Raw genomic sequence first — 24616 nt, 5'->3', positions numbered from 1 at the left:
CGTCGCTCTCCGAGACCAGTGGGTCGTCCTTCGGTTATCCGGCCGTTACTACCCAGTAACGAAGCCCCTTGTGCGGGCGGCGAGAATGCACCACGATCGGCGACGCTCGGTCCATTCCCGTACCCCGACAGCCGGTCGGGCCGCGGGCTCATCTGGGTCCCCACCGAGCAGAGTCGGCGGCAGTGACGCCGGCTCTTGGGCAGGGGGGTCTTCGCCGTGAGGTGAAGCCTGTCCAGCAAGGTTGTGCGTGATGCGTGTCAGGCGCGACCAGTGGTTGTCGCTCGGGGGTGATCGCCGGTGATCGAGGTGCGGTTTGTGCCTCCGAGTGCGGGCGCTCCCCTTCCGAGGACGTAGCACTTCTCCCATCCCTGCCCGGCCGAGCCGCCTTTGGTGGCGATTCCGGGCCAGGAGATGTACGTCCGAGAAGGAGGAAATATGGAGTCCCAGGTGCGTGGCGGGACCAGATGGAAGCGGTTCGCTGTGGTCATGGTGCCCAGCGTGGCCGCCACGGCATGTATAGGTGTCGCCCTCGCGCAGGGCGCTCTCGCCGCGTCGTTCAGTGTGTCGGGCCAGCAGTTCAAGGTCACGGCCGACCAGCTCGAAGGTGACGGCTTCGTCCAGTACGGTGCCGTCGACTCGGGTACCACCCTCGCGGGTGACAAGACGATCCACCCGGTGGCGGTCTCGGCGTTCAACACCGCGACGATCACCAACCTGTGCCAGTCCGTGGTCACGCCGAACGTCCCCATCTTCGGGAACGTCAGCCTGATCCTTCATGCGGGCACCGACAGCAAGAAGCCTGTCGAGGCCAGCAAGCTGTACATCGACCTCGATGACCTGAGCGCCGACGCGACGTTCACCAACATCAACATCGGTGTCGCGGCCGGCAGTTCGACCAAGGGTCCGGGCATCAAGTCGGGCGAGGTCGCCAACAAGCAGACGAACCCGAACGGGTTCGCGCAGGAGGCGGACCACGCCTCGCTGTCCGGCGTGAAGCAGACGGCGTGGGCCACCACTGCCGGAACCTTCAAGCTGAGCAATCTGCACATGTCGATCTCGACGAAGGGTGCGGAGTGCTACTAAGCACCCCGTGACGGGCGGGGGAGCCGACGGCACCCCCGCCCTCCACCTTCTTCCCGCGGTCTTCACAAGCGGTACAACGCATGACCACCGCATCACACAGCACCACCACCACAGCAACGCCGCACCAGGGAGCTGTTTTCCATGAGCGCCGAGACTCCTGCCGCACCCGGCCAGTTCAGCCGCCGGAGGCTGCAGTTCCGCTCCTGGCGGGGCACGCGGCCGTTCTGGGCCGGTCTGTACATCCTGATCGCCGGTTTCCCGATCATGTACTTCCCGTACGCGCATCTCCAGATCGGCAACCTCACGGTGGCGATGGCGACCACCGCGGGTGCCGGATCCCTGATCATCGGCGTGCTGCTCGTCGTCCTGGGCGTCAGCGTCTGGTTCCAGAAGCACATCCGCACGTTCGCGGGAGTAGCCGCGATCCTGCTGGCGCTGGTGTCCCTTCCCGTGTCCAACTTCGGTGGCTTTGTCGTGGGCTTTCTGTTCGCCCTGATCGGCGGAGCGATGGCCGTGGCCTGGGCGCCGGGTGGCCCCGGGAAGCCGCAGCCGGAGGGCGACGTCCCCCCGGCCGGGGACGGAACCTCCGACGAGGTTCCCTACTTCGCGGGCTCGGACGGCGTGGGCGAGGCGAATGACCTGTCAGGAACGAGCCCGCTGAACGGGGCGAACGGGAGGCACAGTGCCGGCTGACGAGGTGACCCACGGGACTGATGTGGACGAGTCCCGTGTGAGAACCGGGCCGCGCCACGCGGCACCCAAGAAGCCGCTGTTCACCAGGTTCCACATGCCGGCGGGCAAGGCGATAGCCTCCGTGGCGATGCCGACGGCCGTGATCATGGGCATGGGGTTCACGTCGACGCTCGCGATCGCCGACACGAACAACACGTCGCCGGCGTCGTCGAAGAGCCTGACGGCCGACGATTACAAGAACTGCGTCTCCGCCCTGGAGTCCGCCTCGCCCTCCGCGAGCGCGAGCGACGGCTCCACGGGCTCGGCAACGCCGTCCCCCACGGCGTCGGCCGACGCGAAGGACCCGACGCCGTCGTCGGGCTCGGACAAGTCCTCCCCGTCGGATTCAGGTTCCGACGACGCGAAGACGCCGGCCCCGTCCGCGTCCAAGTCGTCCTCGTCGTCCGGTGGCTCGGGTTCTTCGGGCTCGTCGGGGTCCTCCGGCTCGTCGGGCTCCGGCAGTGCCGCGAGCCCGTCGCCGTCCGCCTCCGCGAGCAGCGGCGGCGGCCTGCTGGGCTCGATCGGGGACACGATCACCGGCATCCTCGGCGGCGGCAGCACGACGAGTTCGTCGTCGTCGAGTTCCGGCAGTGCCGCGAGCCCGTCGCCGTCCGCGTCGGCTTCGGCTTCGGCTGACTCGTCGTCTTCGGGTAAATCGAGCGACAGCGCCTCCGGCACCGTCAAGGACACGGTCTCCAAGGTCGCCAAGACGGTCACGGACACCGTGAAGGACACCACCGACACGGCGAGCAAAGCGGCCGACAGCGCCACCAAGGCGGCCGAGGGCGCCACCGGCTCGGCCACCCCCTCGCCGAGCGCCTCCGCGAGTTCCGGCGCGTCGGCCGACAACTGCCCGGTCGCCACCGCCGACGCGAGCGGTGTCGACAACAAGGAGCCGGTGGCGGACGACCCCTGGTACCTGGGCGCCAGTTCGCTGCTGCTGAAGAGCGCCGACTACCAGGGTGTCGTGGAGGTGAAGACGGCCAGCGGCAAGACGAAGAAGGTGCTGAAGTACGTCATCTCCGGCGGAACCGACATCGGCGACCTGCACCAGACGGTGAAGGACAAGCTGTCGGGCAAGACCTACCACGTCCAGGCCGCCTCCGGTTCGACGTCGACCATCCGCGACGGCGACACGGTGATGTACACGGAGTCCATCTCGGGGAACCTGTTCGGACTGATCCCGATCACGTTCACCCCGGACAGCCCGCCGCCGCTGAACATCCCGCTGATCTACTTCACCAATGTGAAGGTCGTCCAGGCCGCCCAGTTCGGTGGCACCCTGCACGTGCCCGGGATGCATGTGTACACGACGGACAACTGATCTGCCCCACAAGCCCGTTCGGGAGCCGCGGCTGTGCCCCGCCGAGTACCCACTCGGCGGGGCACAGTCCTGTCCGGAGTCCTGGCCGACCGCGCTGCGGCAGCTCAGCGAGCGGGCAAAGGCGGAAGCATTCCGGCTGATCACCACCGCCCATCCGGAACTGCGCGACAACGCGTGGTTGCGGGAGACGGTCGGAGTACCGCCGGCCGTGTGATTCGACGGCGAAGAACTGAGGGCGCCCCCTCTCCCAGGGAGCGCCCTCAGTGCCCTACAACACCCTTCAGAGAGCCGTCACTTGGCGCCGCCGACGTGGTGGACGCGGAGCATGTTCGTGGTGCCCGGGACGCCGGGGGGCGAGCCGGCCGTGATGATGACGGTGTCGCCGGGGCTGAAGCGCTTGATCTTGGCGAGCTCCTGGTCGACCATGTCGACCATTTCGTCCGTGCTGTTCACGAACGGCACCACATGCGACTCCACGCCCCAGCTGAGGGTGAGCTGGTTGCGGGTGTTCTCGTCGGTGGTGAACGCGAGGATCGGCTGCTGGGCGCGGTAGCGCGACAGCCGGCGGGCGGTGTCGCCGGACTGGGTGAACGCGACCAGGCCACGGCCGCCGAGGAAGTCGGCGATCTCGCAGGCCGCACGGGCCACCGAACCGCCCTGCGTGCGCGGCTTCTTGCCGGGGACGAGGGGCTGCAGGCCCTTGCTCAGCAGCTCCTCCTCGGCCGCGACGACGATCTTCGACATCGTCTTGACGGTCTCGACCGGGTAGGCGCCGACGGAGGACTCCGCCGACAGCATGACCGCGTCCGTGCCGTCCAGGATCGCGTTGGCCACGTCGGAGGCCTCGGCGCGGGTCGGACGGGAGTTGGTGATCATCGACTCCATCATCTGGGTCGCCACGATCACCGGCTTGGCGTTGCGCCGGCACAGCTCGATCAGGCGCTTCTGCACCATGGGGACCCGCTCCAGCGGGTACTCGACGGCGAGGTCACCGCGGGCGACCATCACACCGTCGAAGGCCATCACGATGTCCTCCATGTTCTGCACCGCCTGCGGCTTCTCCACCTTGGCGATGACGGGGACCCGGCGGCCCTCCTCGTCCATGATCCGGTGGACGTCGTCGATGTCCTTGGCGTCCCGGACGAAGGACAGGGCGACCAGGTCGCAGCCCATGCGCAGCGAGAACCGCAGGTCCTCGATGTCCTTGTCGCTGAGCGCGGGCACGTTGACGGCCGTGCCGGGCAGGTTGATGCCCTTGTGGTCGGAGACGACACCGCCCTCGATGACGATCGTCCGCACCCGCGGACCCTCGACGTCCAGGACCTTCAGTTCGACGTTGCCGTCGTTGATGAGGATCTGGTCGCCGCGCGAGACATCGCCCGGCAGGCCCTTGTAGGTCGTACCGCAGATGTGCTTGTCGCCCGGGACGTCCTCGGTCGTGATGATGAACTCGTCACCGCGCTCCAGCTCGACCGGGCCCTCGGCGAAGGTCTCGAGGCGGATCTTCGGGCCCTGCAGGTCGGCGAGGACCCCGATGGCCCGGCCGGTCTCCTTGGAGGCGGCCCGGACGCGGTCGTACCGCGCCTGGTGCTCGGGGTGCGAGCCGTGACTGAAATTGAACCGGGCTACGTTCATGCCGGCCTCGATCATGGAGACGAGCATCTCGTGGGTGTCGACCGCGGGGCCGAGAGTGCAGACGATTTTCGAACGGCGCATAGGGGCGATCCTATCGGTTTGTTTCGCTGCGGAATATTCCGTCTGGCGGAAGATACAAATGGGCGGCGATATGCTCAGCTGTTATTGCCGGTTACCGCCGAGTTGGTTACTGCCGGGTTGCTACCGACCAGCGCGTACGTCTGGGTGGCGATCTCCAGTTCCTCATCCGTCGGCACCACGGCGACGGCGACGCGCGCATCCGCCGGCGATATCAGCCGCGGCTCGTCCGCCCGTACGGCGTTCAGCCCCGGGTCGACGGCCAGTCCCAGGCCCTCAAGGCCGGCAACGGCCGCCCCCCGCACGGGCGCCGCGTTCTCGCCGACCCCCGCCGTGAACGCCACGCCATCCACCCGGCTGAGCACCGCGTAGTAGGCGCCGATGTACTTCTTCAGGTGGTGAATGTAGATGTCGAAGGCGAGCTTCGCCTGTTCCTCGCCCTCGTCGATCCGGCGCCGGATCTCCCGCATGTCGTTGTCACCGCACAGTCCGAACTGACCGCTCCTCTTGTTGAGAAGAGTGTCGATCTCATCCATGGACATTCCGCCAACACGCACCAAATGGAAAATGACGGCGGGATCCAGATCGCCGGAACGCGTACCCATCACCAGCCCCTCCAAAGGCGTCAGACCCATGGAGATGTCCACACACCGGCCCCCCTCGACCGCCGGGACGGACGCCCCGTTGCCGACGTGCAGCACGATGACGTTCCCCGGTCGACCTGCCGGGTCAGGAGCTCCATCACGCCCAGCTCCACGACCTGGCGGCCGTCGCCGCGGTCGATCCCGGTCACGTACACGCTGCGCGTCACGTGTGCACTCCGTTCCGTCTCGCCGTGTGATCAAAGCCCGTGCCGTGTCATAAAGGCCGTGTCATAAAAATCGCCCAGCGGGGTGAGCAGAACCCTCTTGACAATACCCTTGGCTATGGATAAGGCGCCCGTCAGCAAGGGTCCCCGCGAAGGGCCACCCGAAGTCCTGGAATCGGCGATGCCCGGTACGGCATGAAACAATCGGATCGGCTCACCGGTAACGACAGCGAGCAGGAGACACACCACCATGCGCATCGGAGTTCTCACCGCAGGCGGCGACTGCCCCGGCCTGAACGCCGTCATCCGATCGGTGGTACACCGGGCCGTCGCACAGTACGACGACGAGGTCATCGGCTTCGAGGACGGCTTCCGGGGTCTGCTCGACGGCCACTACCGCTCCCTCGACCTGGACGCCGTCAGCGGCATCCTGGCCCGCGGCGGCACCATCCTGGGGTCGTCGAGGCTGGAGCGGGACCGGCTGCGCGAAGCGTGCGCGCGGGCCACCGACATGGCGGAGGAGTTCGGCATCGACGTGCTGATCCCGATCGGCGGCGAGGGCACGCTGACGGCGGCGCGCATGCTGTCCGATGCCGGCCTGCCGGTCGTGGGCGTCCCGAAGACCATCGACAACGACATCTCCTCGACCGACCGTACGTTCGGCTTCGACACGGCGGTCGGCGTCGCCACGGAGGCGATGGACCGGCTGAAGACCACGGCCGAGTCCCACCAGCGGGTGATGGTCGTCGAGGTCATGGGCCGGCACGCGGGCTGGATCGCCCTGGAGTCCGGAATGGCGGCCGGTGCGCACGGCATCTGCCTGCCCGAGCGGCCCTTCGACCCCGCCGACCTGGTCAAGATGGTCGAGGAGCGGTTCGCCCGCGGCAAGAAGTTCGCCGTGGTGTGCGTGGCCGAGGGCGCGCATCCCGCCGCGGGCTCGATGGACTACGGCAAGGGCGAGATCGACCTGTACGGCCACGAGCGCTTCCAGGGCATCGGCACGGCGCTCGCGTACGAGCTGGAGCGACGGCTCGGCAAGGAGGCCAAGCCGGTCATTCTCGGGCATGTGCAGCGCGGTGGCACGCCGACGGCCTACGACCGTGTCCTCGCGACGCGGTTCGGATGGCACGCCGTGGAGGCGGCGCACCAGGGCGAGTTCGGGAAGATGACGGCCCTGCGGGGGACGGACATCATGATGGTGCCGCTGGCCGAGGCGGTGACCGAGTTGAAGACGGTGCCCAAGGACCGGATGGACGAGGCGGAGTCGGTTTTCTGAGGGGCCCTTGCCCTTTACGGGGTCGGGTCCTCGACTCGGTCCCAGAAGCGGGTCACTATCCCGCCCAGGAAATCCTCGCCCTTCTCCTTGGCGTCCTCGGCTGCCGTGGTCGTGGTGCCCCAGGCGAGCGTGGCCGTCATCTGGCCCTGGTAGTCCTCGTGCAACCCCCGCAGGACGTTCTCGATCAGCCGTTTCTCCAGCGGAACCACCTTGCCCACCGGGCGGACGTAGGCCTGCCAGCGCGTGGTGACCGCGCTGCGCAGCAACTCGGCCAGCTTCTCCTCGCGGCCGGTGACGGTGACGTAGTCCGGCAGGGAGAGCGTGAGCAGGTCGGCGAGGGCGGCGGACTGGCGTTCCGTGCCCTGCCACTCCCCGTCCTCCTCCATCGCCAGATAGACGAGGAGTTCGAGGCCCACGGTCATGGCCACGTCCTCCGGCGCGAGCCCGCGGGCGACACGATGCTCGCGCAGGGTCCGCGGCCGGCCGATCAGCTCGCCCGGGGAGCACCACAACACGCCCGAGAGCGCGGTGAGTTCGGGACTGCTGGGGATCAGGGTCCCGCGCTCCCAGGCGATGACGAGATCGGGGGTGGCGTACGGCAGTCCGTACGAGGCCCGCAGATGGTGGGCCACATGCTCGGGGCCCATGTCGAGAGCGGCACGGAGTCTACGGGCGTTGGGAGCGTTGAAGGGGGGACCTGGCTGGTTCGGCAGAGCTGGGGGTCGGCGCACAGCGGACAACGTAGGGGGGCGCGCGAGTGCTGACTACGGTCTGTTCGGCCAGGAACACGGATTGTGGGAACCTACGGGTTCGACCGCAAGCCCGACCTGTTCATCCCTTGACTGCGCCGCCCAGTGCGAACCCGCCGCCCAGCCGCCGCGCGACCAGGACGTACAGCAGGATCACCGGCGTCGAGTAGATGACGGAGAACGCTGCGAGCTGGCCGTAGGCGACCATGCCACGGTTGCCGAAGAAGTCGTTGATGCTGACCGAGGCGGGCATCTGGTCCGGCGAGAGCAGCAGCATGAACGGGACGAAGAAGTTGCCCCACATCATCACGAAGGCGAAGACGGTGACGACGGAGAGCCCCGGCCCCATCAGCGGAAGCACGATCCGCACCAGCGACTGAAGGGAATTGGCGCCGTCCGTCCAGGCGGCCTCCTCCAGCTCCTTCGGCACGCCGTCCATGAAGTTCTTCATCAGCCAGATCGCGAACGGGAGTTGGGAGGCGGCGAAGAACAGGATGGTGCCCTGCAGGGTGTCGATGAGGTTGATCCGTACGAACAGCGCGTACACCGGCACCATGATCGCGGTGATCGGCAGGCTCGTCGCGAAGAGGATGGAGAGCAGGAACGGCCGGTTGAGCCGGGAGCGGTAGCGGGAGAGCGGGTAGGCGGCGAAGGCGGCGCAGACGACGGTCAGGGCGGTAGCCCCGCCGCACAGGATCAGGCTGTTGAGAAGTGGGGTGTAGGTGATGTCGGGGGTGAGGATCGCGTCGAAGTTGGCGAAGGTGAACCCGTCCGGGATCCTGACCCGCAGACCGGCGTGCGGGTCGACGGCGGAGAGCAGCACCCAGGCGAGCGGGAGCACGAAGGCAGCGGCCACGACGAGCAGCCCGAGGTCGGCGGCGAGGCGGCGGGAGCGCTGGCGATTGCGACGCATCTGTCTTGTTCACACCTCCGTGCGCAGCAGCCGCATATAGATGACGGAGAAGAGTGAGCCGACGAGCAGCAGAAGCAGGGCGACCGCCGTCCCGTACCCGATCATGCTGTTCTGGAAGGCCTGTTCGTACATGAAGAGGGGCAGGGTCTGGCTCTTGCCGCCGGGCCCGCCCCGGGTCATCACCCAGATCAGCCCGAAGACGGAGAGCGTCTGGAGGGTGTTGAGCATCAGGTTCGTTCCGATGGACCGGCGGATCATCGGGAGCGTGATGTGCCACATCCGCCGCCAGCCCCCGGCACCGTCGACCTCCGCCGACTCCTCGATCTCGTTCGGTATCTCGTCGAGGGCGGCGGAGTAGACGAGCATCGAGAAGGCGGTGCCCCGCCACACGTTGGCGAAGGACACGGCCAGGATGGGCAGCGTGAACAGCCAGTTCTGGGACGGCAGATGGAGAAAGCCGAGGATGGCGTTGAGGGTTCCCTCCCTGCGGAAGAAGGCGTAGAGGAGAAACCCGGCGACGACCTCCGGCAGCACCCAGGCCGTGATCACGATCCCGCCGGTGAGCGTCCGCACCGGCTTCGACGCCCGCCGCATCAGCGCGGCGAGCGCCAGCCCCAGTGTGTTCTGCCCGATGAGCGAGGACAGCACGGTGAAGACGAGGGTGAGCCACACGGCGTTCAGGAAGGCGTCGTCGTGGAACGCCGTACGGAAGTTGGCGAAACCGACGAAGGAGGAGTGCGCCTGACCGGTGAGCTGCAGGTCGGTGAAGGCGATGTAGGCGCAGTAGACGATGGGCCCGCCGAGGAAGAGAAGCAGCAGGGCCAGGGCGGGGGCGAGGGGGACGGCACGGAAGAGCCGCCGGGTGATCACGGGGTGACTCATGGGCTGACTCACTGCGTGACGACTTGATTGCCGGTGACGTCCTTGAGCGTCGAGTCGTACTGGCCGGCTGCCTTCTCGACGGACGTGTCCCCGGCGGTCACCCCTTCCATGGCCTCCTGGATGGCGGTGGAGACCTTCGGGTAGGCCGGATAGGCGGGCCGGTAGTGCGTGCTCGCGACGAGACCGGTGAAGAACTTGATGCCCGGCTGCGCGGACGTGTACGACGGATCACTCGCCACGTCCTTCCGCACCGCGATGCCCGAGTTGGCGATGTACCACTTCTGGGCGTTCGCCTTGGTCTGCATGGTCTTGATGAAGTCGAAGGCGAGGTCGGGGTTGCCGGCCTTCGCGGGGATGGACCAGGTCCAGCCGCCGGACATGCTCACCTTGCCGGGGGCCTGCCCGTGCTGGGTCGGCATGGAGGCGAGACCGAGTCGTTGTGACCAGTCAGGCCACTCGTGCCCGCTGCCCTTGTTCCAGTCCTGCGGAAGCCATGACCCGTCGAGGTCGATGCCGAGCTTGCCCTGGGGGAGGAGCTCACCACGGACGGTGGTGGTGAAGTTGGGGTCGAGGGCGTCGGAGACATCGGGCCCGAGCTTCTCCCTGTACACGGTCTCGACGAAGGAGAGGGCGTCCTTGAAGCCCTGACTCCCGGCGATCCACTTCTTGCTGCTCTTGTCGTACAGCGGGTCGGTGGTCCCGTCATTGGTCCCGTACAGCAGCATCTCGAAGCCCTGCATGGTGGCGGCCTCGCCGGCGGGCTTGCCGGTGTAGACGTTGAGGGGTGTGACGCCGGGGACCTTCTTCTTGATGGTCCTGGCGGCGGCGAGCACGTCGTCCCAGGTCTTCGGCTGCCAGTTCACGGGCAGCCCGGCCTTCTTGAACACACCCTTGTCGAACCAGAGCCCGCGGGTGTCGGTGCCGTCGGGGACGCCGTAGGTCTTCCCGTCTTCTCCCTGGGCGGCGGTCTTGGCGGTGTCGATGAACTGCCCCCAGTCCTGCCACTTGGCGAGGTAGGGATCGAGGGGCTTCAAGTACCCGCTGGTGATGTCGGAGTTGATGAGGAAGGTGTCCTCGTAGACGAGGTCGGGAGCGGTCCGGGGCGACCGGAGCATCTGCTGCAGCTTCGTGTAGTACTCCGAGTCCGGTGCCTTGATCGGAACGAGTTCGACCTTCTTGCCCGGATACTCCTTCTCGAACTGCTTCTTGATGTCCGCGAGATAGGTGTCCATCACCTTGACGGAGTTGTCCGTGGACTGCTTGAAGGAGACCTTCACGGTGTCGGGACTGCTCCCGGACCTGCTGCTGCACGCGGTGAGGGAAGCGGCCGCTGTGACAAGAGCGAGGGCAACGATGCTGACGGCGGTGGGGCGCACGGGCACGACCTCCTCGGGGCGCACTGCGCTGTGGCCTGGGGGTTCGTCTCTCTTGCCGTGTGAAGGTAAGTGGAGTGGTCTAGTCAGGTCAATGAGTGTGCGGGGGATTGGGGGGAAGTGGGCGCGAGGATTCCGCGACCGGGTGTCGGGGAGATGCGCAGAAGCCGCACCCAGGAGGCCGGCGAACGGAACGTCGGCGCCGGTGGCGATACGCTGCTGTGCCGTGCAGGAGACGCGCCTCGACACTGCTCGGATCCGGGCGGCTCGCCGGATGGTCGACCCGGTTTTCCTCGACACTCCGCTGTACCGATGCGAGGCACTGGAGCCCGGCCTCGGGTGCGTGGTGAGCATCAAGCTCGAAACGGCGAACCCGGTCCGCAGCTTCAAGGCCCGCGGCACCGAGGTGGTCGCGAGCCTGCTCGCCCGCAATGGCTCGCGAGCCGTGGTGTGCGCCAGCGCGGGCAACCTAGGCCAAGCACTCGCCTGGTCCGGTCGCGGCCGGGGGCTCGACGTCACGGTCGTGGCATCCCGCTTCGCGACTGCGGCCAAGCTTGACCGCATCCGGGCACTGGAGGCCAGGCTGGAACTGGTGGACGGCGACCACGAGATGGCTCGCGAGCGGGCGGCGGCCATCGCGCGCTACGAGGACATACGGCTGCTCGAAGACAGCCTGGACATCGAGACCTGCGAGGGCGCGGCGACCATCGGCCTGGAACTGGTGGACACCGCGCCGTCGTTCGACACCGTATTGATCGCTCTCGGCGGCGGGGCACTGGCCACTGGCGTGGGGCATGTGGTGAAGGCCATGGCGCCCGACGTCGAGGTGATCTGCGTCCAGCCGCTGGGCGCACCGGCGATGACGCACTCGTGGCGTGAACGGCGCGTCGTCACCACCGACTCGACCGACACCATCGCTGACGGCGTCGCCGGCCGGCGTCCCATCCCGGCCGTCCTGGACGACCTCCTCCTGGTCGCTGACGACGCCGTCCTGGTACAGGAGGCGTCGATCATCGCCGGTATGCGGATGCTCCTCGACCACGCCGGCCTCGTCGTCGAACCGTCGGCCGCGCTCGGCATCGCGGCGATCCTCGAAGACCGCGACCGCTTCGCCGGCCGACACGTGGTCACCATCGTGTGCGGCAGCAACGTCGACCTGGACGCCTATCACCGGTGGGTCGGCGCGGCTCCTCCCATCCACGGCTTCTGACAAGTGCTCCTGCGCCCACGTCGTCGGGGTCGGCGCGAGATTGCGCACAACGGGCTTGTCGGCACAACCCCCGCCCCTACCGCCCCCGCCCCCACCGATAGACCAACTCCGGTCTCCCCACCTGCCCGTACAGCGGACTCCGTCCCGCCCGTCCCGCCTCCACCAGGTGCTCCAGGTATCGACGCGCCGTGATCCGGGAGATTCCCACGCTCTCCGCCAGCGCCGCCGCCGTCAGCCCCTCCTCCGCCTCCCGCAACGCGACCGTCACCCGCTCCAGAGTCGGCGCGCTCAAGCCCTTCGGAAGCGCCGCGGGCGACGGCGCCCGGAGCGTGGCCAGCGCCCGGTCCACCTCGTCCTGTCCGCTCGCCTCGCCCACGGCCGCCCGGAACTCCGCGTACCGGGTCAGCCGGTCCCGGAGCGTCGCGAAGGTGAACGGCTTCAGCACGTACTGCACGACCCCCAGCGAGACTCCTTCCCGCACCACGGCCAGATCCCGTGCCGACGTCACCGCTATGACATCCGCCTGATGTCCGGCCGCCCGCAGCGACCGGGCGAACTGTAGCCCGTGCACATCCGGCAGGTGCAGGTCAAGGAGCAGCAGATCCACCGCCGTACGGTCCAGAATCCGCCGCGCCTCCGCCCCGCTGTGCGCCTTCCCCACCGCCACGAACCCCGGCACCCGCCCCACGTACATCACATGCGCGTCCGCGGCCACCGGATCGTCTTCCACCACCAGCACCCGAATCGGCTCCCCGGCCATCACGCCTCGCCCCCGACAACCGGCGCCGACGTCCGCAACGGCAACCGCACCTCGAACACCGCCCCGCCCCCCGGAGCCTCCGCCACCGTCAACGTGCCCTCCAGCCGTACGACCGCCTGTCGTACCAGCGCCAGCCCCAGCCCCCGCCCGCCCGGCCCGGCCGGCTTCGTCGTGAAGCCGCGCTGGAAGACCAGTTCCGCATGGGCGGGGTCCACTCCCGCACCCGTGTCCGCCACCCGCATCACCAGCCCGGCATCCTCCGCGAAGGCGGTCACTGTCACACGCGCCCGGCCCGTGCCCTGGGCCGCGTCCACCGCGTTGTCGATCAGGTTGCCGAGGATGGTGACCAGATCGCGCGCCGACAGGCTCTCCGGTAGCAAACCGTCATCCAGCCGGCTCTCGTCCGAGACCACCAGCTCGACGCCCCGCTCGTTCGCCTGGGCCGTCTTGCCCAGCAGCAGCGCGGCGAGGACCGGCTCGCTGACCGCCGCCACCACCTGGTCGGTCAGCGCCTGCGCCAGCTCCAGCTCCGCGGTCGCGAAGTCCACCGCCTCCTCCGCCCGGCCCAGCTCGATCAGGGAGACGACCGTGTGGAGGCGGTTCGCCGCCTCGTGCGCCTGCGAGCGCAGCGCCTGTGTGAAGCCCCGCTCCGAGTCCAACTCGCCCATCAAGGACTGGAGTTCGGTGACGTCTCGCAGCGTCACCACGGAGCCGCGACGCTCCCCACCCGACACCGGCGAGGTGTTCACCACCAGCACCCGGTCCGCCGTCAGATGCACCTCGTCCACTCGGGGCTCCGAGGACAGCAACGCGCCGGTCAGCGGAGCCGGCAGGCCCAGCTCGGCCACCGACTGCCCCACCACGTCCCCCTCCGGGCCCACCCCCAGCAGTTCCCGGCCCCCGTCGTTGATCAGCGCCACCCGGTACTGGCCGTCCAGCATCAGCAGCCCCTCCCGCACCGCGTGCAGCGCCGCCTGGTGGTAGTTGTGCATCCGGCTCAGCTCGGCCGCGTTCATGCCGTGCGTGTGACGTCGTAGGCGCGCGTTGATCACGTACGTGCCGACCGCGCCCAGCGCCAGCGCGCCCGCCGCCACCCCCAGCAGCGCCGTCAGTTGCTCCTGGACCCGCTGGCTGATCGCCTCCACCTTGATGCCGGCGCTCACCAGACCGATCACCCGGCCGTTGTCCAGGACCGGCGTCACCGTGCGCACCGACGGGCCGAGGGTGCCCCTGTAGGTCTCGCTGTAGGTGTGGCCCTGCTGGGCCGCCTCGATATGGCCCAGGTAGTGCCTGCCGATCTCGTTCTTGTCGGGGTGGGTCCAGCGGATGCCGTCCGGGGACATGATCGTGATGAAGTCGACCTCGGTGTCCCGCATGACCTGGAGGGCGTACGGCTGCAGCAGGGCGCTCGGATCAGACGTGCGGATCGCGGTGCGGACCGAGGGAGCGTCGGCGACCGAGTGTGCCACCGCGGTCGCCTGGCGGCTCGCCTCCGCCTCCGCCTGCTGGCGGTCGCTGACGTATGTGAAGAGCGCGTAGCCGGCGACCAGCACCGCTATCAGCACGGCCTGCATGGCGAAGAGCTGGCCGGCCAGGCTGCGGGGGCGGGGGACGGGCGGGAAGCGCATGTCAGCAGTGTGCCTCTCGGGTTAACGATGAACTAAATGAACGGAAGGGTGACCGCCCTCACAGACCAGGAGATAGTCACGGCAACCCCCATAACGCCCGGACGTGAGCCGCACGCCGGTGATGCCGACGAAGACGTCAAGGAGGGCAGCCGTGGCCGCCGCAAGCACCCCCGATACGGCACCTGCCGCACCCGCTGTGAAGCGGGACCGTACCCATTACCTGTACATCGCTGTGATCGTCGCGGTGGCGCTGGGCATTGCCGTGGGGCTCATCTGGCCCGACGCCGGGGTCCAGCTCAAGCCCCTCGGTACCGGCTTCGTCAACCTGATCAAGATGATGATCTCGCCGATCATCTTCTGCACGATCGTGCTCGGGATCGGGTCCGTACGGAAGGCCGCCAAGGTCGGTGCCGTGGGTGGCATCGCGCTCGGCTACTTCCTGGTGATGTCGCTGGTCGCGCTCACCATCGGTCTCGTGGTCGGCAACATCCTGCACCCCGGTGACGGGCTGCACATCACCAACGCCCTCAAGGCCTCCGGACACGCCCAGGTGGACTCCGAGGCGCTCGGCGGCGTCGACTTCGTGCTGTCGGTCATTCCGACCACCTTCGTCTCCGCCTTCACCGACGGACAGGTGCTGCAGACGCTGCTCATCGCGCTGCTCGCCGGGTTCGCGCTGCAGGCCATGGGATCGGCCGGGCAGCCGGTGCTGCGGGGCATCGAGCACATCCAGCGGCTGGTCTTCCGCATCCTGGGCATGATCATGTGGGCCGCGCCGATCGGTGCGTTCGGTGCCATCGCGGCCGTCGTCGGGTCCGCCGGGCTCGACGCGCTCAAGAGCCTGGCCGTCCTGATGCTCGGCTTCTACATCACCTGTGTGCTGTTCGTCTTCGTGGTGCTGGGCGCGATGCTCCGGGCCATCGCCGGGCTGAACATCTTCTCGCTGTTCAAGTACCTCGCCCGGGAGTTCCTGCTGATCCTGTCCACCTCCTCCTCGGAGTCCGCGCTGCCGCGGCTCATCGCGAAGATGGAGCACCTGGGTGTCAGCAAGCCGGTCGTCGGTATCACCGTTCCTACGGGGTACTCCTTCAACCTCGACGGCACGATGATCTACATGACCATGGCGTCGCTGTACATCGCCGACGCCCTCGGTACGCCGATGTCGATCGGTGAGCAGATCCCGCTGCTGCTCTTCCTGCTGCTGGCCTCGAAGGGCGCGGCGGGCGTCAGCGGCGCCGGTCTGGCCACGCTGGCCGGCGGTCTGCAGTCGCACAAGCCCGCGCTGGTGGACGGCGTCGGTCTGATCGTCGGTATCGACCGGTTCATGAGCGAGGCCCGCGCGCTGACGAACTTCGCCGGCAACGCGGTCGCCACGGTTCTGATCGGCACCTGGACCAAGGAGATCGACAAGGCCCGGGTGGGGCAGGTGCTCGCCGGTGAGCTGCCCTTCGACGAGAAGACGCTGCTGGACGAGGGGGAGCCGGCGGTGACCGAGATGCCCGAGCAGCGCGAGGAACTGGCCAAGGCGTAGCCCCTCGGAAAAGCCGCCGGGCGTCCGGCTCGGCCTGAACCCGGGCCGGCCGTCCGGCCACCGCTCTCCGGGCGGCTGAGAACTCCCCCCGTGCGCTCAGCCGCCCGGAGGCCTGTCCGAAGGGACGACTCGCTCAACTCGGCCACCAGCGCGGTGGCCCTGGAGGCGGGCACGCCCGCCGCCGTCAGTGCGCTGACCGCGGCGGAGCGGCCCGCCTCCTTGGCGTCGAGCAGGCCGTCGTTCACCGCCTCCATCACCGCGAAAAGCAGCTGTTCGTGAGAAGGCCCGGCAGACGGCCGCCCGGGCAGCGCAGGCCACCGACCCGCAGCAGGCGGCCCGGTTGAAGGCGCAGGCACAGTAACTGGCGCAGGGCGCCCGGCAGATGGCGGACGCCGTCGGCTCCTCCTTCGCCGACGTGGCCCACACCAGCCTGGTCGGCGCGGTGATCCTGGGCATCGGGACCGTGCTGGTGGCGGTGCTGCTGCCGGGGCGCGGGAAGGCCCAAGTGGAGGCCGCGGCCGAGGAGCGGGACCTGGTGGACAGCGGGGCGCGCTGACCCCTCACCGTCACTTGTCAGCCGTATCCACTAACGTGCCGTTCCTGACCAACCGGAACGGCACGTCGGCATGTCCGCAGGGAGGCACGGGGGATGAAGATCGACTGGGATCGGCGGCACTGCGCGCGCAAGGGGCATGTGACCTATGCCCCGGACGACCCGCAGCTGCGGGTGCGGCTGCACACCCAGACCGCGGTCGGGGACGCCTGGCGCTGTCTGCGCTGCGGCGACTTCGTGCTCGGTGAGCCGCACGGCTCGGGGCCGGCGGCGGACGCCCCGCTGGTGCCGCGCGGGAAGGTACTGCGGGATCTGTTCATCCTGCGGTTCCTGGCGATCGAGCGGGCCGTGCGCGGGGTGTTCATCGTGCTGGTCGCGGTCGCGGTGTGGAAGTTCAGCAACAGCCAGGACGCGGTGCGCCGGCTCTTCAACGAGTACCTGGACACCTTCCGGCCGGTCTTCAGGCACTTCCACTACGACCTCGACCATTCACCGGTCGTCGGCTCCATACAGAAGGCCTTCGGCTACAAGCACTCCACGCTGCTGCTGGTGGCCGCGCTGCTGCTGGCGTACGCGCTGATCGAACTCGTCGAGGCGGTCGGACTCTGGTACGCCAAGCGGTGGGCGGAGTATCTGACCGTGGTCGCCACCGCCGCCTTTCTGCCGCTGGAGATCTACGAACTCACCGACAAGGTCAGCTATCTGAAGATCGCCACGCTGGTGCTGAACATCCTCGCGGTGCTCTACATCGCTCTCACCAAGCGGCTGTTCGGGCTGCGCGGCGGGCGCCGGGCCTTCGACGAGGAGCGGCACAGCGCCTCCCTGATGGAGGTCGAGGAGTCGGCGGGGGTGCAGCCGAGCTTGCGTTGACGTCGGCGTCAAGTCTTACGGTCGTAGACATGCGAATCGGCGAGCTGGCCGCACGGGCCGGGACCACCACGCGCACCCTGCGGTACTACGAGGCGCGCGGGCTGCTGCCCGCGCGGCGTGCCGGGAACGGCCACCGGACGTACGACGAGAGCGACCTGAAGCTGCTCACGCAGATCCGGACGCTCCAGGACTTCGGGTTCGAGCTGGAGGAGACCCGGCCGTTCGTGGAGTGTCTGCGGGCCGGGCACCCGGAGGGCGACACCTGTCCGGCGTCGCTCGCGGTCTACCGGCGCAAGCTGGCGGAGCTGGACTCGCTCATCGGCGAGTTGCAGGCCGTGCGCGCCGAGGTCGGTGCCCAGCTGGCGCGGGCCGAGCGGGTGCGGGCCGAACTGGCCGCCGAGGCGGAGGTTCCGGGCGGTCCGGAACCGGTGTGCGAGCTGGGAGGGAATGTCGAATGACCAAGGCGACGGGTGTGGCCGAGGTGACGGACGCGGACTTCGGGGCGGAGGTGATCGGGGCTCAGGGGCCGGTGCTGGTGGAGTTCACCGCCGACTGGTGCCCGCCGTGCCGGCAGATGGCGCCGGTGCTCACGGCCCTCGCGGCGGAGGAGGGCGAGCGGCTGAAGGTGGTCCAGCTGGACGTGGACCACAACCCGGAGACGACGAACGCCTACAAGGTGCTGTCGATGCCGACGTTCATGGTGTTCCGGGACGGCGAGCCGGTGAAGTCGATGGTGGGCGCCCGGCCCAAGCGGCGGCTCCTCGAGGAGCTGTCCGACGTGCTCTGAGCCCTCCGGATGCCGCAAGACGTGCCACAAGAAATCCCCCGAGCAATTGCGCTCGGGGGATTTCTTTGCGTATATTCAAGAGTTCGTGACTTCAAGTCGATGGTGAAATCGGTTCGGTCACGGAGAAGTTCAGTGGGCATAGTATATCCGGGCGGGAGCGGAATTGTCAAACACCGAATTTCCGGACGATGAATTGCGGCACGAACAGGAATTCATCGACGGACTGTACGCACGGGTGGACGCGCTGCGCGGCGACACCGAGGACTCGGTCGCGGACGCCCTCGCCCTCGGCGACAAGCCGATGCAGGCCCGACTGGAGCGGGACATCCTGGTCAGCGAGCGGTCCGGGCTGCTCGCCGCGCTGAACGCCGTGGACGGCTCCCTCTGCTTCGGGCGGATCGACCTGACCTCCGGCACGAAGCACCACATCGGCCGGATCGGACTGCGCCGGAACGACGCCGAGCGCACCCCGGTCCTCATCGACTGGCGCGCCGCGGTCGCCCGCCCCTTCTACCTGGCCACCGGCCACACCCCGATGGGCCTGCGCCGCCGCCGGCACATCGCCACCGACGGCCGCACGGTCGCCTCGCTGCACGACGAGATCCTCGACCTCGGCGACCAGGAGCGCACCGGCCACGAGGACCCCTCCGGCGACGCGGTACTGCTCGCCGCCCTCAACTCCGCCCGCACCGGCCGGATGAACGACATCGTGCAGACCATCCAGGCCGAGCAGGACGAGATCATCCGGGCACCGCACCGCGGGATCCTGGTCGTCGAGGGCGGCCCGGGGACGGGCAAGACCGCGGTCGCGCTCCACCGGGCCGCCTATCTCCTCTACGAACACCGGGAACTGCTCGCCAAGCGGGCCGTGCTCATCGTCGGCCCCAACCCAGCCTTCCTCGGCTACATCGGCGAGGTGCTGCCCTCGCTCGGCGAGACGGGCGTGCTGCTGGCGACGGTCGGCGAGCTGTACCCGGGTGTGAAGGCGACGGCGGCCGACACTTGCGAGGCGGCCGCCGTGAAGGGCCGCGCCGACATGGCCGACGTCCTCGCCGCCGCCGTACGCGACCGGCAGGCGCTGCCCGACCCGGTGCTCACCATCGAGCACGACCGGGAGGTGCTGATGCTCGACGACGGCCTGGTGAACATGGCCCGCGAGCGCACCCGCGCCGCCGGGCTCCCGCACAACGTGGCCCGCGAGCACTTCGAGGGCCACATCCTCAATACGCTCACCGAGCTGTACGCCGAACGGGTGGGCACCGACCCCTTCGACGGCAGCAGCCTGCTGGACGCCTCCGACATCACCCAGATCCGCGACGACCTCGCCGAGAACCCGGAGGTCTGGTCCGCCGTCGACCAGCTGTGGCCGCGGCTGACCCCGCAGCGCCTGGTCGCCGACTTCCTCGCCGGCCCCGAGGGGTATCTCGGCGACGAGGACGCGGCCGCGATCCGCCGCCCGGTCACCCGGGCCTGGACGGTCTCGGACGTCCCCCTCCTCGACGAGGCGGCCGAGCTGCTGGGCGTCGACGAGCGCGTCGCCCGGGCCCGCGCCGAACGTGAACGCGAGACCCAGATCGCCTATGCGCAGGGCGTCCTCGACGTCTCCTACGCCTCCCGCACGTACGAGTTCGACGACAAGGAGGACAGTGATCCCGATGCCTCCGAGATCCTGTCCGCGCACGACATCATCGACGCCGAACGCTTCGCCGAGCGCCAGGAGGAGGACGACTCCCGCAGCGCGGCCGAACGGGCGTCGGCCGACCGGACCTGGGCCTTCGGCCACATCATCGTCGACGAGGCGCAGGAGCTGTCACCGATGGCCTGGCGGCTGCTGATGCGACGCAGCCCGACCCGGTCCATGACCCTGGTCGGCGACCCGGCCCAGACCGCGGAGGCGGCCGGCGTGGGCTCCTGGTCGAAGATCCTCGAACCGTATGTCGAGGACCGCTGGGACCACACCCGCCTCGGCGTCAACTACCGCACCCCGTCCGAGATCATGGACCTCGCCGCGGCCGTGGTCCGCGCCGAGAACCCGGACTTCGAGCCCCCGAGCTCGGTCCGCTCGACGGGCGTACGGCCGTGGATCCGGCAGACCTACGACGACCTCCCCGGCGCCGTCGAGAAGGCGGTCGCCGAACTCACCCCGGCGGAGGGCCGTCTGGCGGTGATCGCCCCACGCGACCTGCACCGCGCCCTCGCCACCCGCCTGGACGGCGTCACGGCCGGCGCCGAACCCGACCTGACCCGGACGGTCGTACTCCTCGACCCGCGCCAGGCCAAGGGCCTGGAGTTCGACTCGGTCCTGGTGGTGGAGCCGGGCCGCTACGGCACCAGCGACCTGTATGTGGCACTGACCCGGGCCACCCAGCGGCTCGGCGTGCTGCACACCGGCCCGCTGCCGAAGGGACTGGTCGACCTGGCTTCCTGAGGGGCCGGCATGGCGGCCCAGGTCCGGGGGCCGGGGACCTCCGGACCGGGACCCGGACCTACGCCGGCCGCAGCCACACCGTGGCCAGGGGTGGCAGCGTGAGGCGGATGCTTGCCGGGTGGCCGTGGGCGGCCTGGGGCTCCGGCTTGACCGGGTCGGGGTTGGTGACGTCGCCGCCGCCGTAGCCGGCCCGGTCGGTGTTGAGGGCCTCGTGCCAGGCGGGGATCTCGTCCGGGACGCCCAGGCGGTAGTCCTGGCGGACCACCGGGGCGAGGTTGCAGACCGCGAGGAGCGGCGTGCCCTCGGCGTCGTACCTCAGGAACGCGAAGACGTTGTCCTCCGCCGCGTCGCCCACGATCCACCGGAAACCGGCGGGGGAGGTGTCCCGCTGCCACAGGGCCGGCGTCGCGCGGTACACGGAGTTGAGGTCGCGGACCAGGTCCCGCACGCCCCGGTGGTCGGCCTCGGCGCCGTACCCCGGGTCGAGCAGCCACCAGTCCGGGCCGTGCACCTCCGACCACTCCGCGCCCTGGGCGAACTCCTGCCCCATGAAGAGGAGCTGCTTGCCCGGATGGGCCCACATGAAGGCCAGGTAGGCACGGTGGTTGGCGCGCTGCTGCCACCAGTCGCCGGGCATCTTCGAGACGAGCGAGCGTTTGCCGTGGACGACCTCGTCGTGGGAGATGGGCAGGACGTAGTTCTCGCTGTACGCGTACACCATCGAGAAGGTCATCTCGTGATGGTGGTACTTGCGGTGGACCGGCTCGTGGGCCATGTACTCCAGCGAGTCGTGCATCCAGCCCATGTTCCACTTCAGGCCGAAACCGAGACCGCCGGTGTCGGTGGGGCGCGTCACGCCCTCCCAGGCCGTCGACTCCTCGGCGATCGTCACCACGCCCGGCACCCGACGGTAGACCGTCGCGTTCATCTCCTGCAGGAACGCCACCGCGTCCAGGTTCTCCCGGCCGCCGTGCTCGTTCGGCGTCCACTGGCCCGGCTCGCGCGAGTAGTCCAGGTAGAGCATCGAGGCGACCGCGTCGACCCGCAGCCCGTCGATGTGGAACTCCTCGCACCAGTACAGGGCGTTCGCCACCAGGAAGTTGCGGACCTCCCGGCGCCCGAAGTCGAACTCCAGGGTGCCCCAGTCGGGGTGGGCGGCCCGGAGCGGGTCCGAGTGCTCGTACAGCGGCCGCCCGTCGAACTCCGCCAGCGCCCAGTCGTCCCGCGGGAAGTGCGCCGGCACCCAGTCCATCAGCACCCCGATGCCCGCCCGGTGGAGGGCGTCGACCAGGTACTTGAAGTCGTCGGGGGTGCCCAGCCGGGCCGTCGGCGCGTAGAAGCCGGTGACCTGGTAGCCCCAGGAGCCGCCGAAGGGGTGCTCGGCGACCGGCATCAGCTCGACATGCGTGAAGCCCAGGTCGCGGACGTAGCGCGGCAGCTGCTCGGCCAGTTCGCGGTACGTCAGGCCGGGGCGCCAGGACGCCAGGTGCACCTCGTACACCGAGAAGGGCGCCTCGTGCACGGGGGTGTCGCCCCGGTGGGTCATCCACTGCTCGTCGGTCCACTCGTGGTGGGACGCGTGGATGATCGACGAGGTGCTGGGCGGGGCCTCGGTACGACGGGCCATCGGGTCGGCACGCAGCGTGCGGGAGCCGTCCGGGCGGGTGATGTCGAACTTGTACAGCTCGCCGTCGCCGATGCCCGGCACGAACAGCTCCCAGATCCCGGAGGAGCCGAGCGAGCGCATCGGATACCCGGTGCCGTCCCAGAAGTTGAACCCGCCGGCCAGCCGGACGCCCCGCGCGTTCGGCGCCCACACCGAGAAACGGGTGCCGGGCACACCCTGGTGGGTCATGGGGTGCGCGCCGAGCGCCTCCCACAGCCGCTCGTGCCGGCCCTCGCCGAGCAGATGCAGGTCCAGCTCGCCCAGGGTGGGCAGGAAGCGGTACGCGTCCTCGGTCTCCTGGACCGTCCCGTCGTACTCCACCAGCAGTCGGTAGACCGGCACCTCGGAGAGGGGGAGCAGGACGGAGAAGAAGCCGTCGCCGTCGTCGTGCAGTTCGGCCCGCAGATCCCGGCCGGCTATCACCGTCACCGCGCGGGCGTACGGGCGGAACGCCCGGACGGCGACTCCGCCGTCCGGGACCGGATGCGCGCCCAGGACGGAGTGCGGATCGTGGTGCGTGCCGTGCAGCAGCCGCGTACGGTCGTCGGCGGCTACGGAAACGGGCTTCTTGGAGGTCACGGACGCTTCTCCCGGAGATCAGGTCGAGTCGGAGGTGGCGAGGCGGTGTACGGCCGACAGGGGCACGGGAAGCCAGTCGGGGCGGTGCCGGGCCTCGTAGACGACCTCGTAGACGGCCTTGTCGGTCTCGTAGGCCCGCAGCAGGACGGGGTCGGTGCGGGGGTCGATACCGGCGATCTCGGCGTATCCGGAGCAGTAGGCCGCCCGGCACCGATGCGCCCAGTCACGGGCCGGTGGGGTCATCGAGTGGGCCGCGTAGTCGAAGGAGCGCAGCATGCCGGCGATGTCCCGCACCGGCGGCTGCGGCATCCGGCGCTCGGCCAGCGGGCGGGCCGGCTCCCCCTCGAAGTCGATCAGCGACCACTCCCCGGACGGCGAGCGCAGGCACTGCCCCAGGTGCAGATCGCCGTGCACCCGCTGGGCGGTCCAGGTGCGGCCCTCGGCGGACAGGCCGGCCAGCGCCTCGTAGGCCGAGCGCAGCCCGCCCTCGTACGGCCGCAGCGCCGGCACCGCCTGTGCGGCCGTTTCCAGGCGCTCGGTCATGCCCGCGACCATCGACTCCAGCTGGCTGTGTCCGAGGGTGACGGTCGGCAGCGCCAGGGCCAGCGCGGTGTGCACCTCGGCGGTGGCCCGCCCCAGCGCCCGAGCCTCCGCCGTGAAGTCCTCGCCCTTGGCCAGCTCGCGCAGGGCCAGTTCCCAGCCGTCGGTCGCGCCGCGTATGAACGGCTGCAGCACGGCCAGGACATACGACGCGTCGGGCTCGTCGGCCAGCTCCGCCCGCAGCCACGCCGTCGGGGCGGGCACCCGGTCACAGCCCTCGCGGGCCAGCGCCAGGGGTATCTCCAGGTCGGGGTTGACGCCGGGCACCACCCGGCGCAACAGCTTCAGGATAAACGTATCTCCGTAGACGACGGAGGAATTGGACTGCTCGGCGGTCAGCAGCCGTGCCACCAGCCCGTCGCGTATTTCCTGGCCGGGTTCGCGTTCGAAGAACAGCCCGCCGATGTGGGCCTGGGTGCGCAGGGCCTCCAGGAGCACCTCGGCGGGCCGGGGGTCGTACAGGGCGTCGTACACCGTGTGTCCGGCCCACGGGCCGTCGGTCAGGTGTCCGATCAGCGCGGGCGCCAGCCGGGGCGGCAATGCCTCGCGCACGCCTATGAGCAGCTGGTAGCAGTCGCCGGCCTCGGCGGGGGCGGGCGGCTGCTCGGCGCGGACCAGCAGATGGTGCAGGCCCAGCCTGTTGTCCGAGGGCAGGAGTTCCGTCTCGGCCACCATGGAGAAACCGGTGACCGGGCGGCCCTTGCCCGCGAACCAGCGCTGCCGGGGCAGCCATTCGCGCAGGAGGGGGTCGAGTGAGTGGAGGAGAGGGGGCGTTGAGGGGGTGACCGTTTCCGCCATGGCGGTACGTCCTTTCCCCGGGTCGTCGGGGGCGTTAGTGATGCGTGCCCCGGGCGGGCCGGAGGAAACCGCCGCCGCCCGGGGTGGACTATGCCGAGTATCGGCTGTTGAGCCCCGTGGGGGCTATTGAGCCCCGTCCGCGCGCAGCCGGAACCAGTAGAAACCGTGCCCCGCCAGGGTCAGCAGGTACGGCAGCTCACCGATGGCCGGGAACCGCACCCCGCCGAACAGCTCCACCGGATGCCGGCCGTTGAAGGGCCGCAGGTCCAGCTCGGTGGGCTGGGCGAACCGGGAGAAGTTGTGCACGCACAGGACCAGGTCGTCCTCGTACTCCCGCAGGAACGCGATCACCG

The 24616-nt window shown here is 69.3% G+C and carries 21 protein-coding genes and 2 pseudogenes; 11 read left to right on the top strand and 12 right to left on the bottom strand.

Features of this window, described 5'->3' with window-relative positions; all coding sequences use genetic code 11:
• Positions 1-435 precede the first annotated feature (435 nt).
• From ABZ396_RS00115 to ABZ396_RS00105, 3 genes are all read left to right on the top strand, one after another.
• On the top strand, positions 436-1083 hold the full coding sequence (locus tag ABZ396_RS00115; protein ID WP_358925149.1) for a DUF6230 family protein: 648 nt from the start codon (positions 436-438) through the stop codon (positions 1081-1083).
• Positions 1084-1224: 141 nt separating this feature from the next.
• Positions 1225-1776, top strand: a complete 552-nt coding sequence (locus ABZ396_RS00110) for a DUF6114 domain-containing protein (protein ID WP_358925151.1) — start codon at positions 1225-1227, stop codon at positions 1774-1776.
• On the top strand, positions 1766-3139 hold the full coding sequence (locus ABZ396_RS00105; protein ID WP_358925153.1) for a hypothetical protein: 1374 nt from the start codon (positions 1766-1768) through the stop codon (positions 3137-3139). The genes ABZ396_RS00110 and ABZ396_RS00105 overlap by 11 nt, the downstream gene beginning before the upstream one ends.
• Before the next feature lie 291 nt (positions 3140-3430).
• Here the strand turns inward: ABZ396_RS00105 and pyk are convergent, their stop codons facing one another.
• Both pyk and ABZ396_RS00095 read right to left on the bottom strand, forming a co-directional pair.
• Positions 3431-4855: a pyruvate kinase gene (gene pyk, locus ABZ396_RS00100; RefSeq protein WP_358925155.1), complete on the bottom strand. Its 1425-nt coding sequence runs from the start codon at positions 4853-4855 to the stop codon at positions 3431-3433.
• A 74-nt stretch (positions 4856-4929) separates the two neighbouring features.
• A pseudogene (locus ABZ396_RS00095) lies at positions 4930-5562 on the bottom strand (acetate kinase); the annotation flags it as partial.
• A gap of 348 nt (positions 5563-5910) precedes the next feature.
• On the opposite strand from ABZ396_RS00095, the gene ABZ396_RS00090 reads away from it, so the two are divergent.
• Positions 5911-6936, top strand: a complete 1026-nt coding sequence (locus ABZ396_RS00090) for an ATP-dependent 6-phosphofructokinase (protein ID WP_358925157.1) — start codon at positions 5911-5913, stop codon at positions 6934-6936.
• 14 nt (positions 6937-6950) lie between these two features.
• On the opposite strand, the gene ABZ396_RS00085 is transcribed toward ABZ396_RS00090, so the two are convergent.
• The 4 genes from ABZ396_RS00085 to ABZ396_RS00070 all read right to left on the bottom strand — a co-directional run bounded on the left by ABZ396_RS00085 (position 6951) and on the right by ABZ396_RS00070 (position 10862).
• Complete coding sequence (locus tag ABZ396_RS00085; protein WP_358925159.1) at positions 6951-7667, bottom strand: helix-turn-helix transcriptional regulator; 717 nt, start codon at positions 7665-7667, stop codon at positions 6951-6953.
• Between the two features lie 100 nt (positions 7668-7767).
• Positions 7768-8598 (bottom strand): carbohydrate ABC transporter permease, encoded by an 831-nt coding sequence (locus ABZ396_RS00080; RefSeq protein WP_358925160.1) that lies wholly within the window; start codon positions 8596-8598, stop codon positions 7768-7770.
• Positions 8599-8607: 9 nt separating this feature from the next.
• On the bottom strand, positions 8608-9480 hold the full coding sequence (locus ABZ396_RS00075) for a sugar ABC transporter permease (RefSeq protein WP_358925162.1): 873 nt from the start codon (positions 9478-9480) through the stop codon (positions 8608-8610).
• 8 nt (positions 9481-9488) lie between these two features.
• Complete coding sequence (locus ABZ396_RS00070) at positions 9489-10862, bottom strand: extracellular solute-binding protein (protein WP_358925163.1); 1374 nt, start codon at positions 10860-10862, stop codon at positions 9489-9491.
• A gap of 217 nt (positions 10863-11079) precedes the next feature.
• Between ABZ396_RS00070 and ABZ396_RS00065 the strand changes: the two genes are divergently transcribed.
• Positions 11080-12063 (top strand): pyridoxal-phosphate dependent enzyme, encoded by a 984-nt coding sequence (locus tag ABZ396_RS00065; RefSeq protein ID WP_358925165.1) that lies wholly within the window; start codon positions 11080-11082, stop codon positions 12061-12063.
• A 76-nt stretch (positions 12064-12139) separates the two neighbouring features.
• Here the strand turns inward: ABZ396_RS00065 and ABZ396_RS00060 are convergent, their stop codons facing one another.
• Both ABZ396_RS00060 and ABZ396_RS00055 read right to left on the bottom strand, forming a co-directional pair.
• Positions 12140-12823 carry a response regulator gene (locus ABZ396_RS00060; protein ID WP_358925167.1) on the bottom strand — a complete coding sequence of 228 codons (684 nt, stop codon included), beginning with the start codon at positions 12821-12823 and terminating at the stop codon, positions 12140-12142.
• A complete protein-coding gene (locus tag ABZ396_RS00055; RefSeq protein ID WP_358925169.1) occupies positions 12823-14451 on the bottom strand; it encodes a sensor histidine kinase in 1629 nt (542 codons plus the stop codon). Before ABZ396_RS00055 ends, ABZ396_RS00060 begins: the two co-directional genes overlap by 1 nt.
• A gap of 121 nt (positions 14452-14572) precedes the next feature.
• On the opposite strand from ABZ396_RS00055, the gene ABZ396_RS00050 reads away from it, so the two are divergent.
• Positions 14573-15982 carry a cation:dicarboxylase symporter family transporter gene (locus ABZ396_RS00050; protein ID WP_358925186.1) on the top strand — a complete coding sequence of 470 codons (1410 nt, stop codon included), beginning with the start codon at positions 14573-14575 and terminating at the stop codon, positions 15980-15982.
• Positions 15983-16110: 128 nt separating this feature from the next.
• Here ABZ396_RS00050 and ABZ396_RS00045 read toward each other — a convergent pair.
• Positions 16111-16260 (bottom strand): annotated as a pseudogene (locus ABZ396_RS00045) (TetR/AcrR family transcriptional regulator); the annotation flags it as partial.
• A 104-nt stretch (positions 16261-16364) separates the two neighbouring features.
• Here ABZ396_RS00045 and ABZ396_RS00040 point away from each other — a divergent pair.
• The 5 genes from ABZ396_RS00040 to ABZ396_RS00020 all read left to right on the top strand — a co-directional run bounded on the left by ABZ396_RS00040 (position 16365) and on the right by ABZ396_RS00020 (position 20620).
• Positions 16365-16538, top strand: a complete 174-nt coding sequence (locus tag ABZ396_RS00040) for a hypothetical protein (protein ID WP_358925170.1) — start codon at positions 16365-16367, stop codon at positions 16536-16538.
• A 93-nt stretch (positions 16539-16631) separates the two neighbouring features.
• Positions 16632-17405, top strand: coding sequence for a DUF2127 domain-containing protein (locus ABZ396_RS00035; protein WP_358925172.1), 774 nt, complete (start codon positions 16632-16634; stop codon positions 17403-17405).
• 29 nt (positions 17406-17434) lie between these two features.
• Positions 17435-17863, top strand: coding sequence for a MerR family transcriptional regulator (locus ABZ396_RS00030; protein ID WP_358925174.1), 429 nt, complete (start codon positions 17435-17437; stop codon positions 17861-17863).
• Positions 17860-18192: a thioredoxin family protein gene (locus ABZ396_RS00025; RefSeq protein WP_358925176.1), complete on the top strand. Its 333-nt coding sequence runs from the start codon at positions 17860-17862 to the stop codon at positions 18190-18192. Before ABZ396_RS00030 ends, ABZ396_RS00025 begins: the two co-directional genes overlap by 4 nt.
• Positions 18193-18337: 145 nt before the next feature.
• Positions 18338-20620: a UvrD-helicase domain-containing protein gene (locus ABZ396_RS00020; protein WP_358925188.1), complete on the top strand. Its 2283-nt coding sequence runs from the start codon at positions 18338-18340 to the stop codon at positions 20618-20620.
• 58 nt (positions 20621-20678) lie between these two features.
• Here the strand turns inward: ABZ396_RS00020 and glgB are convergent, their stop codons facing one another.
• From glgB to ABZ396_RS00005, 3 genes are all read right to left on the bottom strand, one after another.
• A complete protein-coding gene (gene glgB / locus ABZ396_RS00015; protein ID WP_358925177.1) occupies positions 20679-22865 on the bottom strand; it encodes a 1,4-alpha-glucan branching enzyme in 2187 nt (728 codons plus the stop codon).
• An 18-nt stretch (positions 22866-22883) separates the two neighbouring features.
• Positions 22884-24263 carry a maltokinase gene (locus ABZ396_RS00010; protein ID WP_358925179.1) on the bottom strand — a complete coding sequence of 460 codons (1380 nt, stop codon included), beginning with the start codon at positions 24261-24263 and terminating at the stop codon, positions 22884-22886.
• Between the two features lie 123 nt (positions 24264-24386).
• Positions 24387-24616 (bottom strand): alpha-glucosidase C-terminal domain-containing protein (locus ABZ396_RS00005; RefSeq protein ID WP_358925181.1); only part of this gene is annotated, 230 nt, incomplete at its 5' end.

This window comes from Streptomyces sp. NPDC005866 (assembly GCF_040629895.1).
Taxonomy (GTDB): Bacteria; Actinomycetota; Actinomycetes; order Streptomycetales; family Streptomycetaceae; genus Streptomyces.
This window is presented reverse-complemented; position numbering and strand designations above follow the sequence as displayed.